Below are 20,398 nucleotides of genomic sequence, written 5' to 3'. Positions count from 1 at the left end.
TTACTCCTGCGATTTTCCCTGATGATTCGCCAGCCAGTTCGCCAGCTGACAATATTGCGCCACCGAGACGTTCTCGGCACGCAGGGTTGGATCTATGGATAACTCTTCCAGCGCACCGGCGGCCACCATGTGGCTCAGGCTGTTGCGCAGCGTTTTACGACGCTGGCCGAACGCTTCAGTGGTAATACGGCTCAGGATACGCACATCGCTGACCGGATACGGCGGCTCGGCATACGGCACCAGACGCACCACGGCAGAGTCCACTTTCGGTGGTGGCGTGAAAGAGTGCGGAGGCACTTCCAGCACCGGAATGATCTGGCAGTAGTACTGTGCCATCACCGTCAGGCGACCATAAGTCTTGTTACCCGGACCGGCAACCAGACGATTAACCACCTCTTTCTGCAGCATGAAGTGCATATCTTTGATCGAACCAGTATAGCTGAAAAGGTGGAACATCAGCGGGGTCGAAATATTGTACGGCAGGTTACCGAATACCCGCAGCGGCTGGCCTCTCTCCTGCGCCAGCGCGGCGAAGTCGAAGGTCATGGCATCCTGCTGGAAGATAGTCAGTTTCGGGCCAAGGAACGGATGCGTTTCCAGACGCGCAGCGAGATCGCGGTCCAGCTCTATCACCGTTAATTTATCGAGGCGTTCGCCTACCGGCTCGGTTAAGGCACCCAGGCCTGGGCCGATCTCCACCAGCGCTTCGTCGCGCTGAGGATGGATGGCGGAGACAATGCTGTCGATAATGTACTGATCGTTCAGGAAGTTCTGCCCGAAACGTTTACGGGCGTAGTGCCCCTGATGGACGCGATTATTCATTACTGCTCTTGATCATAGTGATGGCGAGGTTAAGCGCCGTGATGAAGCTGCCCGGTTCAGCCTGACCCAGGCCAGCGAGTTCAAGCGCGGTGCCGTGGTCAACTGAAGTCCGGATAAAGGGCAGGCCCAGGGTGATATTTACCGCCCGGCCAAACCCCTGAAATTTGAGTACCGGCAGGCCCTGGTCGTGATACATCGCCAGCACCGCATCGGCGTATTGCAGATATTTGGGCTGGAAAAGGGTATCCGCAGGCAGCGGGCCGGTCAGATTAATGCCCTGCTGACGCAGTTCATTGAGTGCCGGCGTGATGGTCTCGATCTCTTCCCGACCCATGTGACCGCTTTCGCCGGCATGAGGGTTAAGACCACAGACATAAATATGCGGCTCGGCAATCGCAAACTTCTGCTGCAGATCACGATGCAGAATCGTAATCACTTCATGCAGACATTCACGGGTTACCGCAGCGGGCACATCTTTCAGCGGCAGATGGGTGGTGGCCAGTGCGACTCGTAGCTCTTCTGTCGCCAGCATCATGACCACCCGATGGCCGCCTGCGCGATCGGCGAAGAATTCGGTATGGCCGGTAAAGGCGATGCCGGCATCGTTAATCACGCCTTTATGCACCGGGCCGGTAATCAGGGCAGCGAATTCACCGTCGAGACAACCGTCGCAGGCGCGCGTCAGCGTGGCCAGCACATAGTCGCTGTTGGCGACGCAAAGCTCGCCGGGTGTGACCGGCGCTGCCGTTTCAATTGGCAGGATAGTCAGTGTACCCGCCTGCTGTGGCTCTGCTGCCACACCAGGCTGGTAGGGCTGCAGGGTCAGCGGCAGACCGAGTTGCGCCGCACGCTGCTGCAACAGGGCAGGCGAGGCGCAGACCACCAGTTCAACCGGCCACGACTGCTGGGCCAGCTGAACGGTAAGATCGGGACCAATCCCGGCAGGTTCGCCGGGCGTGATCACCACACGGGCATTACTGCGCATTGCCATCCAGAATCTTCACGTAGGCACTGGCACGTTGTTCCTGCATCCAGGTCTGCGCTTCTTCCGCGAACTTACGGTTAAACAGCATACGGTAAGCACGCTCTTTCTGGGCCGCATCGGTTTTATCCACCTGACGGGTATCCAGCAACTGAATCAGATGCCAGCCGAAAGAGGAGTGAACCGGCTGGCTGGTCTGGCCTTTCTGCAGGCGCAGCAGCGCGTCACGGAACGCCGGGTCAAAGACTTCCGGAGAGGTCCAGCCGAGGTCGCCGCCCTGGTTCGCCGAACCCGGATCGTCAGAATACTGTTTAGCCGCCGCCGCAAAGGTGGTTTTGCCACTGCGGATATCGTTAGCAATCTGCTCCAGCTGTGCGCGTGCCTGATCGTCTGTCAGGATCGGCGATGGCTTCAGCAGAATGTGACGCGAATGGACTTCGGTGACCGAGACATTTTTGCTCTCGCCACGCAGGTCGTTCACTTTCAGGATGTGGAAGCCCACACCAGAGCGCACCGGCCCGACGATATCGCCTTTTTTGGCGCTTGAGAGTGCCTGAGCAAACAGGGTCGGTAACTCTTCGATTTTACCCCAGCCCATGTTGCCGCCTTTCAGCGCCTGGGAGTCGGCAGAGTAGGTCACGGCCATCTTGCCAAAGTCAGCGCCATTTTTCAGTTCGCCAACCAGCTGTTTCGCCAGCGTTTCCTGCTCATCAACCTGCTGTTGCGTCGGGTTTTCCGGCAGCGGCAGCAGAATATGACTGACGTTCAGTTCAGTACCCTGGCTGTTCTGAGAGCCGATCTGGGTAGCAAGCGTATCCACTTCCTGCGGCAGAATCGTGACACGACGACGCACTTCGTTGTTGCGCACTTCGGCGATAGTCATCTCTTTGCGGATCTGAGAACGATACACGCTGTAGTTCATGCCGTCATAAGCCAGACGGCTACGCAGCTGATCAAGGCTCATCTTGTTCTGCGCAGCGATGTTCTGAATAGCCTGGTCCAGCTGCTCGTCGCTGATCTGAATTCCCGCTTTATCACCCATCTGCAGGATGATGTTGTCCATGATCTGACGTTCCAGAATCTGATGGCGCAACGTTTTATCATCCGGCAACTGCTGACCAGCCTGCTGGGCCTGAGATTTAACGGTGCTCATCATGCCATCCACGTCACTCTCAAGAACCACGCCGTTATTGACCACGGCTGCAACTTTATCAACGACTTGTGGTGCTGCGAACGCGGTGTTGGCACTGATTGCCACACCAAGAATCAGCATTCTCCAGTTCTTCATACTTTATCCATTGTTGGTTCCGCACTGCGGGATTGCCTGTCAAACATCACAACATCAGAAAGCAGGCTGGTAAGGGATAATGCCCTGACGCAGCATATCGTTGGTGCCTAAGCCATAGTTCGGACTCAGACCACGCAGCTCAATGTTGAATGAGATTTGGTTGTCGTACTTACTGTCGTTGTTTTCCCAACCGTTAATTTTGCGTTCGTAACCGACCCGGATAGCGTAACAGCATGAGCTGTATTGCAGGCCAACCAGTTGTGAAGCCGGACGCGTGTTGCGGGTATCGTAGTAGTAAGCGCCTACCACAGACCATGCGTCGGCAATCGGCCAGCTGGCCGTAGTACCTACCTGTGAAATCCCATTTTTGTAGATAGGATTTGTGACCAGGCTGCTATCGTTCAGCGCGGTCGCAACATACTCCGGGCTGCTGTAACGGTAGCTCAGCTGCACCATGCGGTCGGCATCACGACGGTATTCCAGTACGGTATTGCCCTGGGAGACGTTGTCGAGTTTGGTGTCATATTGCAGCCCACCACGGACGCCCCAGCGATCGCTGATTTTCCAGTATGTATCGCCAGCCCAGATCAGGCTGCCGGTATCATCTTCTTTACTGGTTTGATTCACACCAGTACGAGAAGGGGTAAACGAGTAGATTTGACCTACAGAAACGTTAAAACGTTCAACCAGATCGTTATCATAAATACGCGAGGTGACGCCGGTAGCCACTTCATTGGCGGAAGCGATGCGATCCAGGCCGCTATAAGTACGATCGCGGAACAGACCGGTGTAGTCGGTTTGCAGCAGCGTTGAGTCGTACGGATAGATATTGCTCTGATTACGATACGGGATATAAAGGTACTGCACGCGCGGTTCCAGCGTCTGGGTATAACCCACCGCCGAGTTCATATCGCGGTCAAACACCAGACGACCATCAACTTTAAATTGCGGCAGGGTGCGGTTGACTGACTCATCCAGTTCGCCGCTCTTATCACCCCTGAGACCATTGGCTGCGTTGTTATAGAAATCAACGTCAGTCTGCTGATAGTGGGTCGCCAGGAACTTCGCTTCGGTATCCAGGCTGGCCCAGCCGTTTGACAGCGGCAGGTTCAGCGTTGGCTCAACATGTAAACGGGTCGCTTCGGGATAGCGGCTGCTGACGTTGGTGAACTTCACCGCCTGGGCATAAACCCGGCCATCAAACGGGCCGATATCGTTCTGATAGAGATTGACGTCCAGCTGCGGCATGGCGCGGTAGACGTTATTGCTGGTGGTATCGCCGAACACCTGGAAATCTTTGGTGGAGAGCGTGGCATCCCAGTTGGTGTCCGCATAGCCGATGCTGAATTTCTGCGTGGCGTAGTTGTCGGTCGAGCTGTAGTACTTCGAGTCGAGATCGTTGAAGTAGTACTTATCGCTGACCTTGGTGTAGTCCGCGTTGAAACGCCAGTTCTGGTCATAGACACCGGCATGACGCCAGTAGAACAGCCAGCGATCGGAGCTGTCATTTTCGGCGATGCCACGCACCGCTTTGTCGTTATCGTACTGTTTGTCCGAGCCGAGGTAGTCGAATTCAACCAGACCCGCACCCAGCGTGGTCAGATAACGAAATTCGTTTTCAAACTGCATGCCGCGCTTACTCATGTAGTGCGGCGTGATGGTCGCATCGGCCTGCGGCGCGATGTTCCAGTAATAGGGCAGCGTGAACTCAAAGCCATTGTTGCTGCCATATTTTGCATTCGGGATCAGGAAACCGGAGCGGCGACGATCGCCAATCGGTAACTGCAGATAGGGGCTGTAGAACACCGGAACGGAACCGATTTTAAAGCGGGCGTTCCAGATTTCCGCCACTTCCTCTTCGCGATCCTGGATGACCTCTGAACCCACCACGCTCCAGCTGTTGGAGCCGGGCAGACAGGAGGTAAAGGTACCGTTTTCCAGAATGGTGTAGCGGTTATCGCCGCGCAGCTTCATCTGATCTGCGACGCCGCGTCCCTGACGATCTACCATCTGGTACTGACCATTCCAGACGTTGGTATCTTTGCTGTTGAGGTTTGACCAGGCTTTCGGACCTTTCAGGATGACCTGATTGTCATCGTAGTGCACATTACCCAGCGCATCGACGGTACGTACGGGCGCGGTCTGGCCTTCCTGCTGACGCTGATGAAGCTGGACTTCATCCGCCTGCATACGGCTGTTGCCCTGCTCAATATTCACATTACCGGTGAATACCGCATCGTTGGGATAGTTCCCTTTGGCGGCGTCGGAGTGAATGGTGACGGGCATCTGATTCGTATCGCCATTCACCAGCGGGCGGTTATAACTCGGCACGCCTAACATACACTGCGACATCAAATCGTCGGCAAAGGCTTGCTGGCTAATGGCTGCGCCGATCAGTGTGGCCAGCAGGGTAGGTATATGTTTTTTCATACGCGGTATCGAGAATTCCATGAAAACTGGCATCATGCCGACAATCGGGTCAGAGACTAACTTACTGCCCGGCGTTGCGCCAGTGTTAATCCTGGTCAGTCAGCGTTGCCGTTAGGCGCTGAGATAAATGACAGGTATGATAATGCAATTTTCAGCCGCAAGCATGGCGAATTGAGGAGTTTATGCGCTACTGGGGAAAAGTTGTGGGTCTGGCGGTGGGATTACTTTCCGGCGCAGGCTTTTGGGGTATTGTGATCGGTTTGATCATTGGCCATATGATTGACAAAGTACGCGGCGCGCAAGGCAAGGCTTACTTCTCAAATAATCAGACCCGACAGACGCTGTTTTTCAGCACCACCTTTCAGGTGATGGGCCATCTGACCAAGTCAAAAGGGCGCGTCACGGAAGCGGATATTCAGATTGCTTCGCTGTTAATGGAGCGGATGCAGCTGCACGGTGACTCTCGCACGGCTGCCCAGCGCGCGTTCCGCGAAGGCAAGCAGGCGGATTATCCGTTACGCAGCAAACTGCGTGAACTGCGCAGCGCCTGTTTTGGCCGGTTTGATCTGATTCGGATGTTCCTGGAGATCCAGATTCAGGCCGCCTTTGCCGACGGTTCACTGCATCCCAATGAGCGACAGGTGCTCTATGTGATTGCCGAAGAGTTGGGCATTTCGCGCGGTCAGTTCGATCAGTTCCTGCGCATGATGGAAGGTGGCCAGCAGTTTGGCGGTGGTCAGCGCAGTTCAGGCGGTTTTCAGCAGGCGCAACGCGGGCCAACGCTGGAAGATGCCTGTAGCGTGCTGGGTGTGAAGAGTAGCGATGACGCCACCACCATCAAACGCGCCTACCGCAAACTCATGAGCGAACATCATCCTGACAAGCTGGTAGCGAAAGGGTTACCACCAGAGATGATGGAGATGGCGAAGCAGAAAGCGCAGGAAATTCAGGCGGCGTACGATCTGATTCGCAAAGAGAAAGGCTTTAAGTAAACACCATGTTCCGTGGCCGCTTCTGCAACAGAGGAGGCCACGGTGACAGGCGAGCAGTAAACCTTAAAAATCGGCGGGCTGACGAAATGTCATGGCATTACCAAATGCCGGATGGGTAATGGTCAGTGACTCCGCATGCAGCAGTAAACGGGGCGCCATCGCTTTGGCCTCCGGATGCGCATAGAAGTTATCCCCCAGAATCGGATGGCCCAGCGCCAGCATATGCACCCGCAGCTGATGTGAGCGGCCGGTAATCGGTTTCAGCGAAACACGCGCACTGTTATCCGCACGATATTCCAGCACCTGATATTCCGTCTGCGCGGCTTTGCCGGTCTCGAAGCAGACCATCTGCTTCGGACGATTTGGCCAGTCGCAAATCAGCGGCAGGTCAACCAATCCCTCTTCCTTCGCCGGATGACCCCAGATGCAGGCCACGTAAGTCTTGGAAGGCTCCCGCTCACGGAACTGTCGTTTCAGCTCGCGCTCAGCAGCCTTAGTCAGCGCCACGACCATCACGCCGCTGGTCGCCATATCCAGTCGGTGGACAGATTCAGCCTGCGGAAAATCACGCTGAACCCGCGTCATCACGCTATCTTTATGTTCGTCCAGCCGACCGGGTACCGAGAGCAGACCGCTGGGTTTGTTCACCACCATGATGTGCGCATCCTGATAAAGGATGTGCAGCCAGGGTTCACGCGGTGGATTGTAAGGTTCCATGGGGCTTTCCAAAAATAAGGGGCCATGCGGCCCCTGAGCTTACTGGTGTGTAACCACAATCAGGCGCAGCGCGTCGAGACGCCAGTTGGCCTGATCGAGACTTTCCAGCACCTGTTCACGGTTGCTTTCCAGCGCCTCGACTTCATCGTCACGGATGTTCGGGTTCACCGCTTTCAGCGCGTTGAGACGGGAGAGTTCTGCGCCCAGCTTCTCGTTCGCTTCGGCACGTGCTGCATCAATCACCGCACGCGCTTCGCTGACCACGCTCTCTTCGCCCTGGGTCAGAATCGCATGCACATCCTGCTGCACCGCATTCACCAGTTTACTGGCGGTATGACGGTTAACCGCATTCAGCTGACGGTTAAAGCTTTCGAACTCCACTTTGTCCGCCAGGTTAGTGCCTTTGGTATCCATCAGCAGACGGATTGGCGTTGGCGGCAGGAACCGGGTCAGTTGCAGATGCTTCGGTGCCTGTGCTTCAACCACATAGATCAGCTCGACCAGCAGCGTCCCCACCGGCAGCGCCTTGTTCTTCAGCAGTGACAGTGCGCTGCTGCCGGTATCGCCCGACAGAATCAGATCCAGACCGTTGCGGATCAGCGGATGTTCCCAGGTAATGAACTGGGTATCTTCGCGCGACAGCGCCTGATCGCGGTTGAAGGTGATGGTGCAGCCATCTTCCGGCAGGCCAGGGAAATCGGGCACCAGCATGTGGTCGGAAGGGGTCAGCACAATCAGGTTATCGCTGCGATCTTCCTGATTGATACCGACGATATCAAACAGGTTGAGCGCGAAGTTCACCAGGCCGGTGTCGTTATCCTGCTCGCTGATGGCATTGGCCAGTAGCTGAGCCGATTCGCCGCCGTTGGAGTTCAGCTCCAGCAGGCGATCGCGACCCTGTTCCAGCTGCAGTTTCAGCGCGTCATGCTGTTTACGGCAGTCGGTGATAAACGCATCAAAACCTTCGCTGTTTTCCGGCGCGGCCAGATAGCCGATCAGTTGCGAATGGACGCTGTCATAGATTGTCCGGCCGGTCGGGCAGGTGTGTTCAAACGCGTCCAGCCCTTCGTGATACCAGCGCAGCAGCACCGCCTGTGCGGTCTGCTCCAGCCACGGCACCAGAATCTGGATGTCGTGCGCCTGGCCAATACGATCCAGACGACCGATACGCTGCTCCAGCAGGTCCGGGTTAAACGGCAGGTCGAACATCACCAGACGGCTGGCAAACTGGAAGTTACGGCCTTCAGAACCGATCTCGGAGCACAACAGCACCTGCGCGCCATTCTCTTCTGAGGCGAACCAGGCGGCAGCACGGTCACGTTCAATGATCGACAGACCTTCGTGGAACACCGCTGCACGGATACCTTCGCGTTCACGCAGTACCTGCTCCAGTTGCAGCGCGGTGGCCGCTTTGGCGCAGATCACCAGCACTTTCTCTTTGCGGTTGGTGGTGAGATAGCCCATCAGCCATTCCACGCGCGGATCGAAGTTCCACCAGGTGCCGCTGTCGCCTTCAAATTCCTGATAAATCTGCTCCGGATAGAGCAGGTCACGCGCCCGCTCTTCTGCACTTTTGCGCGCGCCCATAATGCCGGAGACTTTAATCGCCGTCTGATACTGCGCAGGCAGCGGCAGGCGGATCTGGTGCAGTTCGCGTTTCGGGAAGCCTTTAACCCCGTTACGGGTGTTACGGAACAGCACGCGGCTGGTGCCGTGGCGGTCCATCAGCATGGAGATCAGCTCCTGACGCGCCTCCAGCTTGCCGTCACGGTCGCTGTTGGCGACCTGCAGCAGTGGCTCAATATCCTGCTCGCCGACCAGATCGTTGATCCGGTTCATCTCCTCCTGGGAGATCGCTTTATCGGCCAGCAGCGCGGTGACGGCATCGGCAATCGGACGGAAATGCTGCTGCTCTTCAACAAAGGCGGCAAAGTCATGGAAACGATTAGGGTCGAGCAGACGCAGACGGGCGAAGTGACTCTCCATGCCCAGCTGCTCCGGCGTTGCGGTCAGCAGCAGAACCCCGGCGGTTTTCTCAGCCAGCTGTTCGATAACCTGATATTCACGGCTGGGCTCGCCTTCTGACCAGGCCAGATGGTGCGCTTCATCGACCACCAGCAGATCCCATTCGGCATCGGCCAGCATCTCAAGACGCTGCTTGTTACGGCGCACGAAGTCCAGTGAGCAGATAATCAGCTGCTCCGTTTCAAACGGGTTATCGCTGTCGTGCTGCGCTTCGGTATAGCGATCGTCATCAAACAGCGCAAAGCGCAGGTTGAAGCGGCGCAGCATCTCGACCAGCCACTGATGCTGTAAAGTTTCAGGTACCACGATCAGGACGCGGTCGGCACGGCCAGCCAGCAGCTGCTGCTGGATGATCATCCCGGCTTCAATAGTTTTACCCAGGCCAACTTCATCGGCCAGCAGGACGCGCGGCGCATGGCGACGGCCGACATCGTGGGCGATATGCAGCTGGTGAGGGATCAGGTTGGTGCGCATGCCGCGTAAGCCGCTGATTGGCAGGCGATATTGCTCACTCTGGTATTTACGGGCGCGGAAGCGCAGGGCAAAACGATCCATCCGGTCGAGCTGGCCGGCAAACAGGCGATCCTGCGGCTTACTGAACACCAGCTTGCTGTCGAGCATGACTTCGCGCAGCATCACTTCGCTCTCTTCGGTATCCAGACGGGTACCGATATAGGTCATCAGGTCATTTTCGTTGCGTACTTCATCGACGCGCATCTGCCAGCCTTCGTGGCTGGTGATGGTATCACCCGGATTAAAGATGACGCGGGTAACTGGCGAATCGTTGCGGGCGTAGAGGCGGTTTTCCCCCGTGGCCGGAAACAGCAGGGTGATCATGCGGGTATCGATCGCCACCACGGTGCCCAGTCCCAGTTCACTTTCCGTATCACTAATCCAGCGCTGACCTAATGTAAAAACCATATATTTTTTGCTCGAATTTTAACGTTTTTAGAGGTGTTCCCAAAGCTCAGGCAATAGCGTTACCGCCAGACAACAAGGCCTGGAGCGTACTTAAGAGCGGTGAGTTTCAGGAAGGGCGCTATGGTACTGGATGGCAGGACGTTCGTCACCTGTCAAAAAAGCCCCAGCTGTCCGGTAATAAGTGTAGCAAAGTCCCCCTCGACAAAGGGCAGAATCCCCTCTGCAACCGGCTGAAGTTGCTTCGTCACGTAGTGGTCATAGTCCAGCGGCGTGCTGCGCGCCTCCAGTGGCTCGGGGCCTGCGGTGGCGATGACATAACGGATCCGGCCACCATTCTGGTACTGCAAGGGCCGGTTTAATTTACGATTGTGCTCATCGGCCAGCCTGGCAGCGCGCACGTGCGGGGGCACGTTTCGTTCATATTCTTTCAGCGGACGCCGCAGCCGCTTTTTGTAGATCAGCTGATCGTCGAGTTCACCCGCCAGCAACTGCGCCACGGTTGTACGGATATAATCCTGCCACGGCTGACGGTGGAAGATACGGTGGTAGAGCTGCTGCTGGAATGCTTTTGCCAGCGGCGTCCAGTCTGTTCGCACCGACTCCAGCCCCTTAAAGACCATGCGCTCACCGGCGGCGTCACGAATCAGTCCGGCGTAGCGTTTCTTGCTGCCCTGTTCCGCGCCGCGAATAGTGGGCATCAGAAAACGGCAGAAGTGATTTTCATACTCCAGTTCCAGTGTGCTGGTCAGCCCCTGCGTCTGCTGCAGATGGTCGCGCCACCAGGCGTTCACTTTCTGCACCAGCTGCTGACCAATCGCGGCGGCATCTTCTTCACTGTGCGCCGACTTCAGCCAGACAAAGGTGGAGTCGGTGTCGCCATAGATGACGTCGTAGCCTTCCGCCTCAATCAGCGTGCGGGTCTGCTGCATGATGGCGTGACCGCGCAGCGTAATAGAGGAGGCGAGCCGCGGATCAAAGAAGCGGCAGGCGCTGGTGCCCAGCACGCCGTAAAAGGCGTTCATGATGATTTTCAGCGCCTGGGACAGCGGCTGATTATTCTGCTTTTTCGCCGCTTCGCGACCCAGCCAGATCTGTTCAACTATCGCAGGCAGGCAGTGGGTATGCCGCGAAAAACGCGCTTCACGGAAACCTTCAATCGAATCGGCATCATCAGGATGGGCCAGCCCTTCCACCAGACCCACCGGGTCAATCAGGAAGGTGCGGATAATCGACGGGTAGAGGCTTTTGTAATCCAGCACCAGCACTGAGTCATACAGGCCGGGGCGCGAATCCATCACATAACCGCCAGGACTGGCTTCCGGGGCCACATCACCCATGTTCGGGGCGACAAACCCGGCGCGATGCATCCGCGGAATATAGAGATGACCAAAGGCCGCTACCGAACCGCCGTGGCGATCCACCGCCAGTCCATTGACCGCCGCGCGTTCCAGCAGAAACGGCATAATCGCCGTTTTGTGAAAAATGCGCGTCACCAGCTCGCAGTCTTTCAGGTTGTAGCGCGCCAGCGCCGGTTTATCGTTGGCAAAACGCCAGTTGATCTCCTCCATACGCTGCCAGGGATTATCAATCGCTTTCCCTTCTCCCAGCAGTTGCTGCGACACTGACTCCAGGCTGAATGAGGGAAAATCCCAGAACGCTGATTTCAGCGCGTCAATGCCATCGATAATCAACCGGCCACTGGCCTGAGCGAAAAATACGCCGGGTTTGAAGCCATGTTCACGCCACTCCAGCGCGGCCTGCTGGCGTCCCAGGCGCAGCGGAATGCCGTAACGATCGGCATGCTTTTGTAATACCCGCAGGTCAAACTGCACGACGTTCCAGCCAATTAAGACATCCGGATCATGCTCTGCAAACCACTGGTTCAGGGCTTCAAGTAACTGCGGCCGGCTGTCGAGATAGATCAGCTCGAAATCCAGCGTGCTGGCATCACCGTTGGCCGGGCCGAGCATAAAGACCTGGCGCTGACCGCATCCCTCCAGCCCGATGCAGTAAAGCTCGCCATGCTGTGTGGTTTCAATGTCCAGCGAGACCCATTTCAGCGGCGGGCGATAGTCGGGATGGGGTTTGAGCCGCGCATTGACCACGCTGTCACCGCGCTGCTCGCCGTCAAACCAGACCGGCGCGGTAATAAAACGCTCCATCAGGTAGCGCTCCGGCGGACGGATATCGGCTTCATAGACCGGAATACCCTCTTCGCGCAGCCGTTTTTCAATGCGCTGTAGCTGGCGGTTCTGCTGGCAGTAGAGGCCGAAAACCGGGCGACGCCGAAAATCTTTCAGCGCCAGCGACTGAATCCGAAACTGACGTTCATCTTTCAGTAATTCGCTGACCTGCGCCTGAAATTCCTCAGGAATAAACGCGACGGACTCCTGCACCGGCAGCACCACGCGCTGCGCGCCCGCATCGGTCGCGAGCCAGAGGATAATTTCGGTGCCATGCGGGCTGTCGCGCCAGTGGCGGGTGAGCAGAAAACCTGCGCGGGGCATATTCAGATGTTCTCCGGACTCAGCATTTCAGGATGAGAAAACCGCTTCAGTATAACATGGATATTTATACAGTTCCCGCCACCCGCTTTTGTCAACATTGTCCTACAATTCTTGCCTTGACGCTGTGTGGCTGGCTCAGGACAATCCAGCCTTCTGCTTTTACTTAGGATGATTATGGAAGCCTGGATTCAACAACTGATTACGCAGTCCCTGGAGTGGGCGCTGTTTGCCGTTGCGCTGGTGACGTTTCTGGAGTCGCTGGCGCTGGTCGGGCTGTTGCTGCCAGGTACGGTGATGATGGCCAGTCTGGGCGCGCTGGTCGGCAGTGGCGAACTTGGCCTTTATCCGGCCTGGGCGGCGGGCTTTGCGGGCTGCCTGATTGGTGACTGGGTTTCCTACGGCATCGGCTGGAAATTTCAGGGGCCGCTGCATCGCTGGAAGTATCTGCAAAAGTATAAAGGCCTGCTGGATAAAACTGAGCACGCCCTGCATCAGCACAGCATGTTTACGATTCTGGTCGGACGCTTTGTTGGCCCCACGCGTCCGCTGATCCCGCTGGCGGCCGGTATGCTGGAGCTGCCGGTGCGTAAATTCCTGCCGCCGAACATTATCGGCTGCATTCTCTGGCCGCCGCTCTATCTGCTGCCCGGTATTCTGGCGGGTGTGGCGATCGATGTGCCCAAAGCCGCGCAGGGCGGCAGCTTTAAATGGCTGTTACTCGGCGCAGCACTGCTGATCTGGCTGGGTGTCTGGTTATGCTGGCGCTGGTGGCGCAGCGGCAAGAGTCGCGACTGGGCATCGGCCTGGCTGCCGCCTGAGCGCCTGCGCTGGGCAGGGCCGCTGGGGCTGGTGATTGCCGTCGCGGCTTTCGTCGGTATTCAGTTCCATCCGATGATGCCCATTTTCCGTCATCTGCTGTGGCAGGTTTTCTTCGCCTGAATCGCTTAACGACGCGGGATGCCGAGCACGTCGGCCTCCCGCGTGTCGCCCGACAGTAACTGTCGGGTCTCGCCATCCCAGTAAACCCGGCCATCCACAATCACCACGCTGCGCGGCGCAATCTGCTGGGCATCTTCCAGACTGTGCGACACCATCAGCAGCGTGATGCTGCGCGCTTCACACACCGAACGCACCAGTTGCAGCATCTCTCCACGCAGCGCGGGATCCAGCGCAGAAAAAGGCTCATCCAGCAGCAGCACCGGACGGTCACGCAGCAGACAGCGTGCCAGCGCCACGCGCTGTCGCTGTCCGCCTGACAGCTCGCCCGGCAGCCGCGTCAGCAGATCGCCTAATCCCACCTGATCGGCCAGCGCTGCAAGCTGCTGGCGCTGTCCGGCGCTCAGCTTCAGTCCGGGGTGCAATCCCAGCGCCATGTTCTGCTGCACGCTGAGGTGCGGAAACAGGTTGTTCTCCTGAAACAGCATCGAAACCGGCCGTCTGGCCGGCACGCTGTGGGTGTGCTCCTGGCCGTCAATCATCAGGGTGCCCTGTTTCACCGGCAGGAAACCGGCAATCAGGCTCAGCAGGGTGCTTTTACCGGCCCCGCTGGGGCCGAGGATCGCGATGCGCTCGCCGCGGGTGGCGTTGAGACTAAAGCGCATCGGCAGATGCTGATAAAGGTACGTGAGGTTATTCAGTGTCAGCATGGCGGCCTGGTAATTTTTCCATCAGGGTGAACAGCAACAAACAGAGCAGCAGCAGCAGCAGCGCGGTCACTGCACCGTCAGCACCGCGATAGGCACCGATCTGTTGATAAAGGTAGAACGGCAGGGTGCGGAAATCGGCAGTACCAAACAGCGCCACCACGCCAAAATCACCGATCGACAGCACGCAGGCAAAGGCCAGCGCCTGGGCCAGCGGACGTTTCAGCGCCCGCAGTTCAATCAGCCGCAGCCGGTTCCAGCCATGAATATCCAGCGAATCACAGAGTCTGCCGTAACGCTCCGCGACGTCACGCATCGGGTTCTCCAGCACTTTCAGCGCATAGGGAATGGCGATCAGCGCATTGGTGAAGATCACCAGCCCGTCCGCCGACGCCGGCAGACCAATGGTGGCGTTAAACAGCAGGAAAAAGCCGGTGGCGAGCACGATGCCTGGCATCGCCAGAATCAGCATGCCGCTGGTGTCGATAAGGGTTGCCGCCGCCGGGCGCTGACGCAGGCGCAGCTCGCGACTGCTCCACAGCAGCATCATGGTCAGCACCACACAGAGCAGACCGGCGCCGGTGGCGATGCGCAGTGAGGTAAACGTCGCCTGCCAGAGAGCAGGCTGCGCCAGCGCGCCGCGCAGTCCGCCGTGCAGACCATCGATGATGACCGCCGCCAGCGGGGGCAGCAGCAGGATCAGCGCCAGCAGGATCAGCAGCGCATCAACCAGCTGCGCCCCGCGCGAATCCTGCGGATCGCGCCAGCCGTTCAGCTGGCTGGTTCCGGCGGGAATGGCCTTGCTGAAGCGCTGGCTGAGCAGCACCAGCGTCACGCAGCAGCCAAGCTGGATCAGCGCCAGCAGTGCAGCGCGTCCCGGATCATAGTCATAACTCAGCGCCTGGAAAATCGCCAGCTCGATGGTCGTCGCCTGCGGGCCGCCGCCCAGCGAGAGCACGGTGGCAAAGCTGGCGAAACAGAGCATGAAGATCAGCGCGCCGGTCGGCAGCAGCTGACGCCGCAGCCAGGGCCACTCCAGCAGACGAAAATGGTGCCAGCCGCGCAGGTCGAGCTGTGCCGCCAGCTGACGCTGTTCCGCCGGAATGCTCTCCAGCGCCTGCAGCATCAGGCGGGTCGCCAGCGGCAGGTTGAAGAAGACGTGCGCCAGCAAAATGCCCGATAGACCGTAGGGAGAGAAGTGGTAATCAATCCCTGCCAGCTGGCACAGCTGCGCCAGCCAGCCGACACGACCATAGACGGTGAGCAGACCAAATACCGCCACCAGCACCGGCAGCACCAGGGTCATGGCGCACAGACGCAGCAGCAGCTGACGGCCAGGAAAACGGCGTCGATAGAGCGCGCGCGCCAGCGGCACCGCTGGCAGCAGCGACAACAGCGCGGAGAGCAGCGCCTGACCAAAAGAGAAGGCGATAACGTGATGCAGGTAATCATCCTGCAGCACGCTGCGCCAGTCATTCTCTGGCGCGGCGCTCCAGAGTGCACCGAAGGCCAGCAGCGCCACGCTGATTAACAGCAGCGTGGCGAGCGAACCGGGGATAAGCCAGCGCGGCATCAGCGGCTGACGGCGCGTTGCCACTGGCTGATCCAGCCTGAACGCTGGCTGGCAACCTCTTCCGGCGAGAACTGCAGGGCGGTGGCGGGCACAGTGAGCGCGCTAAAACCGGCAGGCAGCGGCGTGTCGATTACCGGGTACATCCAGTTACCGGTCGGGATAGTGCGCTGGAAGTCGGGTGACACCATAAACTTCATAAACTGCTGTGCCAGCGCCGGCTGCTTGCTGCTGGCTAACTGCGCGGCAACTTCAACCTGCAGATAGTGGCCCTCTGCAAACGGCGCGGCGGCATAGTTCTCTTTTTTCTCTTCGATGATGTGGTAAGCCGGTGAGGTGGTGTAGCTCAGCACCAGATCGCCTTCGCCCTTGAGGAACAGGCCATAGGCTTCACTCCAGCCTTTGGTCACCGTCACGGTTTTCTGCGCCAGCTTCTGCCACGCCTGCGGTGCCTGATCGCCATAGACTTTCTGCATCCACAACAGCAGGCCTAAGCCGGGGGTGCTGGTACGGGGATCTTCGTAGATCACCCGCCACTTCTCCGGGCTGTCGACCAGTTCTTTCAGGCTTTTTGGCGGATTCTTCAGCCGGGTTTTGTCATAGACAAACGCGAAGTAGCCATAATCAAACGGCACGAAGGTGGTGTTGTGCCAGCCGCCGGGCAGTTTTAATGTCGAGGTATCGACCTGACTTTCGGCAAACAGACCGGTTTTCTGCGCCGCCTGTACCAGATTGTTATCCAGCCCCAGTACCAGATCGGCTTTGCTGTTTTTCCCTTCCATGCGCACGCGGTTCAGCAGCGACACGCCATCTTCCAGCGTGACGAATTTCAGCTCGCAGTTGCACTGCGCCTCGAAGGCTTTTTTAACCGCCGGGCCAGGGCCCCAGTCAGCGGAGAAGGAGTCGTAGGTGTAGACCGTGAGAACCGGCTTAGCCGCCAGAACGGGGGCGGAGAGTAACAGCAGCACCGGCAGAACTTTGTTTAACACTTTGCGCTCCTTCAGGAGAATAGGGGATGAGTCGCAAAGGATCTGAGCACAGAGGCCTCCCAAATCCCTACGTCGGTATTAACCGAATCAGGTTCGACGGGTATCTCTCAGCTGCTTGCTGGCGGCAGGCGGCACCCCGTTGAGAACGTCACATTCTAGTCATTTCAGCGCCGGGGCGAAAGCCTCACAGCGCGGGTGGCGCGAACCAGGCGGATTTAAAATCAAACCAGCCCAGCGTATTCATCCGAACGCCGCGCATGCTGCGCTGACCTTCAAGCAGCAGCCAGTGGTGAAACAGCGGATGAAGACCCGCTTCTTCGACTAACTGTTTACTCCATTCGGCCAGCGGCAGCGTTTTCTCGCGCCAGCGGGCCGCATCGCTGTGCCAGTCGATCGGCAGACAGTGATGCAGCAACGGGATCTCATAAAGCTGCGCAAACAGAGAGTAATTCAGCGGCAGGGTAAAGTTCACGCTGCCAAGCCAGATATCACTTTCCGCTTCGCCCTGATACCAGCTTTCGTAGCTGATCTCGCGGGTCTCCAGCGTGACGCCATGTTCTGCCAGTAGCGGACGCAGCGCGTTAGCGATGCCTTCATGCTCCACGTGCTGGCTGTACCAGGTCAGCGTAAGGTGGGTTAAGCCGGGCGGTTTTTCCACTGGCGTCAGGTCGCGCCGGTGATGCCAGCGCGGCAGCAGGCCATACGCCGGAAACCAGTAGCGCTGGTAGCCGACACCGGCGTGATTGAGCAGGGCGATAGGATTAAACAGGTAGCTGACCCATCGCCGGACCGCCTCGTTGCGTCCCTGCTCTGAACGCTGGTCGAACAGCAGATAGTAGCAGCCCTCTTCAAGACGGCTCTCCTCCTGAATCTCATCGGCTCCATCGCCCTGCAGGCGGACACCGGCATAAACCAGCTCATCGCTGATGTCGGGCAGTACCCAGATAGAGACATCATCAATCAGGGCGCGAAAACCAAAATAGTCATCAAACGCTTCGATCTTCAGCTGACTCTCCTGATTGCGGATCACCCGGTAAGGACCGGTGCCAACGGGCTGGCGGGCAAAATCGTGCAGCGTCGGCCATTCGCGCGGCAGGATCATCGCACTGACGCTGCCCAGCAGCCAGGGCAACCCTTCATCGGGCTGGCTTAAGCGGATATCCAGCGTCCAGGGCGCGGGCGAGTCGATCTGCTCGATATGGGAAAAGAGTGGGTGGGGGCGCTGACGCTCAAGCGTGGCCAGCACATCCTCCATCTCCAGTTCTCTGCCGTGATGAAAGCGAATCGCCGGACGCAGAAAGAAGCGCCAGTGAAGCGGGGAAGTCTGCTGCCAGTGGTGCGCAATATCGGGCTCGATTTCCCCGTTTTCCTCATTTATCCGCGTCAGGCCGTTGAAAATCTGTCGCGCAATGTGGGTTTCGGAGCGCCGCAGCGGCGAACCGGGCAGCAGATTGAGCAGCGGACGATAGTAGAGCACCCGCAGGATATGCTTGCCCTGACGGAAACTGCGTCCCAGATGCGCGGCGATCATCTGCCGTACCTGATTTTTATCGCCCACCAGTTGGACCAGCTGATCGATGCGATCCTGCTCCAGCAAATCCTCGGCACGTTGCTGCTGCAGGGCCAGTCCGGTATAGCAGAAGGTAAGCTGTGAACGCTTGCCGCGTCCGGCTTCCGCCTGCCAGATTAGCCAGCCCGCGGCCTGCATCCGGTTGAGCAGATTGCGCATATGGCGGCGCGAGCAGTGCAGCAGGTCAGCCAGTTCGCTGAGGGTAATCTCCTGCGTTTGCCCCTGACAGCTCTGCCACAGGCGAATGAACTGCTGCTTCAGACGTGATGAGGACATAAAAGAGGAACTCCCGGTGAAAAGCGCTCTGTTTTTCTTGCCCTATTTTAAGAGCAAACTTTGCGTTATGGGAAGAGCGGGAGGCATTCAGCACTGAATGGCGTTCGACCCTGACTTCGCTGTACAGCGGAGTGCTTTTCTGAGTAGGGTGCATTTACACCGCCAGCAGATGATCTCTGCTGGCTTTTTTCATGTTGCGCGGTATCGTCTACCCTTCTTTTTCCCCTCTGTTTGTTCTGTAAGGGATTTCGGTATGAAATCGCTGTTAACGCGGCAGCGCCGCATCAATCCGGTTTACCTCGCTTTTATGGTCGCCTCGTTCATGCTGGGCATCGCGGGCGCACTGCAGGCGCCGACGCTCAGCCTGTTTCTGACGCGCGAGGTGCAGGCGCGGCCCTTCTGGGTCGGACTGTTTTTCACCATCAATGCGGTGGCCGGTATCGTGGTGAGCATGCTGGTGGCAAAGCGCTCTGACAGCGTCGGCGATCGTCGTCATATCATTCTCTTCTGCTGCCTGATGGCGCTGGTCAATGCGCTGCTGTTTGCCTTTACCCGCCACTATCTGACCTTGCTGACGCTGGGCGTGCTGCTGTCGGCGCTGGCCAGCGTCTCGATGCCTCAGCTGTTTGCGCTGGCGCGGGAATATGCCGATCAGTCGGCGCGTGAAGCGGTGATGTTCAGTTCGGTGATGCGTGCACAGCTGTCGCTGGCGTGGGTGATTGGGCCGCCGCTCTCCTTCGCGCTGGCGCTGAACTACGGCTTTGTGACGCTATTTATGGTGGCCGCCGCACTGTTTCTGATCTGTATCCTGCTGGTCTGGTTCACCGTGCCGTCGGTGCCACGTTCGCAGCCCCTGATGCAAAGCGGCGGGCTGCCGCTAAGTGGCTGGCGCGATCGGGATGTGCGTTTACTGTTCCTGGCCTCAGTCGCGATGTGGACCTGCAACACTATGTATATCATCGATATGCCGCTCTATATCAGCACCACGCTGGGGCTGCCTGAGAAGCTGGCCGGTCTGCTGATGGGAACGGCTGCGGGGCTGGAGATCCCGGTGATGCTGCTGGCTGGACATTACGCGCGGCGTATCGGCAAGCGCCGGTTAATGCTGATCGCGGTGGCGGCTGGCGTACTGTTTTATCTGGGGCTGGTGCTGTTCAATTCCCGCACGTCGCTGATGGTGTTGCAGCTGTTTAACGCGGTGTTTGTCGGGATTATTGCTGGCATAGGGATGCTGTGGTTTCAGGATCTGATGCCAGGACGGCCTGGTGCAGCGACCACCATGTTCACCAACTCGATCTCGACCGGCATGATTCTGGCTGGGGTGATTCAGGGAACGCTCAGTGAGCGACTGGGACATGAGGCGGTTTACTGGCTGGCATTCGGGCTGGCGATTGTAGCGCTGGTGATGTCGGCACGAGTGCGCGACGTATAAAGAAGAAGGGCGTAATGCCAGTCAGTTAAGCGACAGGTGATAACGCAGTCTGGTGCCGCGCAGGGGCTGGCGGTCCTCGCGCCGCTGCGCGGTTCCTTCACTTCATTCCTCTGCCTGACGGACCGCCGGGGATGGCACATCCTGTGCCGCCCCGCCTTTCGCCCGCGTCCTGCGGGCTCTCCTGGCAGACTCATTCTGTTCAGCGCTGCGGATTGCCTGCCCCTGCCCGGCACC

14 protein-coding genes and 1 riboswitch are annotated in these 20,398 nt (G+C 58.2%); of the genes, 3 read left to right on the top strand and 11 right to left on the bottom strand.

Features of this window, described 5'->3' with window-relative positions; all coding sequences use genetic code 11:
* Genes rsmA through lptD form a run of 4 tightly spaced genes read right to left on the bottom strand, consistent with a single transcriptional unit; the run spans position 1 to position 5,522 of the window.
* Complete coding sequence (gene rsmA / locus ACK13D_RS21480; protein ID WP_003854805.1) at positions 1-822, bottom strand: 16S rRNA (adenine(1518)-N(6)/adenine(1519)-N(6))-dimethyltransferase RsmA; 822 nt, start codon at positions 820-822, stop codon at positions 1-3.
* Positions 815-1,807, bottom strand: coding sequence for a 4-hydroxythreonine-4-phosphate dehydrogenase PdxA (gene pdxA / locus ACK13D_RS21475; RefSeq protein ID WP_418797022.1), 993 nt, complete (start codon positions 1,805-1,807; stop codon positions 815-817). The genes rsmA and pdxA overlap by 8 nt, the downstream gene beginning before the upstream one ends.
* Complete coding sequence (surA, locus tag ACK13D_RS21470) at positions 1,797-3,092, bottom strand: peptidylprolyl isomerase SurA (RefSeq protein ID WP_010253800.1); 1,296 nt, start codon at positions 3,090-3,092, stop codon at positions 1,797-1,799. Before surA ends, pdxA begins: the two co-directional genes overlap by 11 nt.
* A gap of 54 nt (positions 3,093-3,146) precedes the next feature.
* Positions 3,147-5,522, bottom strand: coding sequence for an LPS assembly protein LptD (gene lptD / locus ACK13D_RS21465; RefSeq protein ID WP_010671814.1), 2,376 nt, complete (start codon positions 5,520-5,522; stop codon positions 3,147-3,149).
* Positions 5,523-5,704: 182 nt separating this feature from the next.
* On the opposite strand from lptD, the gene djlA reads away from it, so the two are divergent.
* Complete coding sequence (gene djlA / locus ACK13D_RS21460) at positions 5,705-6,514, top strand: co-chaperone DjlA (RefSeq protein WP_010253811.1); 810 nt, start codon at positions 5,705-5,707, stop codon at positions 6,512-6,514.
* Between the two features lie 63 nt (positions 6,515-6,577).
* Here the strand turns inward: djlA and rluA are convergent, their stop codons facing one another.
* From rluA to polB, 3 genes are all read right to left on the bottom strand, one after another.
* Positions 6,578-7,231 (bottom strand): bifunctional tRNA pseudouridine(32) synthase/23S rRNA pseudouridine(746) synthase RluA, encoded by a 654-nt coding sequence (gene rluA, locus ACK13D_RS21455; RefSeq protein WP_010253813.1) that lies wholly within the window; start codon positions 7,229-7,231, stop codon positions 6,578-6,580.
* 39 nt (positions 7,232-7,270) lie between these two features.
* A complete protein-coding gene (rapA, locus tag ACK13D_RS21450; RefSeq protein ID WP_010253817.1) occupies positions 7,271-10,177 on the bottom strand; it encodes an RNA polymerase-associated protein RapA in 2,907 nt (968 codons plus the stop codon).
* A 152-nt stretch (positions 10,178-10,329) separates the two neighbouring features.
* The gene (gene polB / locus ACK13D_RS21445; RefSeq protein WP_095522737.1) at positions 10,330-12,690 is read right to left on the bottom strand and encodes a DNA polymerase II; all 2,361 of its coding nucleotides are present in this window, start codon (positions 12,688-12,690) and stop codon (positions 10,330-10,332) included.
* 168 nt (positions 12,691-12,858) lie between these two features.
* Between polB and ACK13D_RS21440 the strand changes: the two genes are divergently transcribed.
* Positions 12,859-13,623: a DedA family protein gene (locus tag ACK13D_RS21440; RefSeq protein ID WP_010253821.1), complete on the top strand. Its 765-nt coding sequence runs from the start codon at positions 12,859-12,861 to the stop codon at positions 13,621-13,623.
* 5 nt (positions 13,624-13,628) lie between these two features.
* Here the strand turns inward: ACK13D_RS21440 and thiQ are convergent, their stop codons facing one another.
* The 4 genes from thiQ to sgrR form a co-directional block, all read right to left on the bottom strand.
* Positions 13,629-14,330, bottom strand: coding sequence for a thiamine ABC transporter ATP-binding protein ThiQ (gene thiQ / locus ACK13D_RS21435; RefSeq protein WP_031594583.1), 702 nt, complete (start codon positions 14,328-14,330; stop codon positions 13,629-13,631).
* Positions 14,314-15,924 carry a thiamine/thiamine pyrophosphate ABC transporter permease ThiP gene (thiP, locus tag ACK13D_RS21430; protein WP_033787387.1) on the bottom strand — a complete coding sequence of 537 codons (1,611 nt, stop codon included), beginning with the start codon at positions 15,922-15,924 and terminating at the stop codon, positions 14,314-14,316. The genes thiQ and thiP overlap by 17 nt, the downstream gene beginning before the upstream one ends.
* Entirely contained in the window at positions 15,900-16,886 is a 987-nt protein-coding gene (gene thiB / locus ACK13D_RS21425) for a thiamine ABC transporter substrate binding subunit (protein WP_122889270.1), read from the bottom strand. Before thiB ends, thiP begins: the two co-directional genes overlap by 25 nt.
* 46 nt (positions 16,887-16,932) lie before the next feature.
* A riboswitch (TPP riboswitch) is annotated at positions 16,933-17,035 on the bottom strand.
* Positions 17,036-17,070: 35 nt separating this feature from the next.
* Positions 17,071-18,732: an HTH-type transcriptional regulator SgrR gene (gene sgrR / locus ACK13D_RS21420; RefSeq protein WP_033770955.1), complete on the bottom strand. Its 1,662-nt coding sequence runs from the start codon at positions 18,730-18,732 to the stop codon at positions 17,071-17,073.
* A 253-nt stretch (positions 18,733-18,985) separates the two neighbouring features.
* Between sgrR and ACK13D_RS21415 the strand changes: the two genes are divergently transcribed.
* Positions 18,986-20,164: an MFS transporter gene (locus ACK13D_RS21415; RefSeq protein WP_010253833.1), complete on the top strand. Its 1,179-nt coding sequence runs from the start codon at positions 18,986-18,988 to the stop codon at positions 20,162-20,164.
* The last annotated feature ends 234 nt before the right edge of the window (positions 20,165-20,398 follow it).

The organism is Pantoea sp. K16 (genome assembly GCF_048452805.1).
GTDB lineage: Bacteria > Pseudomonadota > Gammaproteobacteria > Enterobacterales > Enterobacteriaceae > Pantoea > Pantoea agglomerans.
This window is presented reverse-complemented; position numbering and strand designations above follow the sequence as displayed.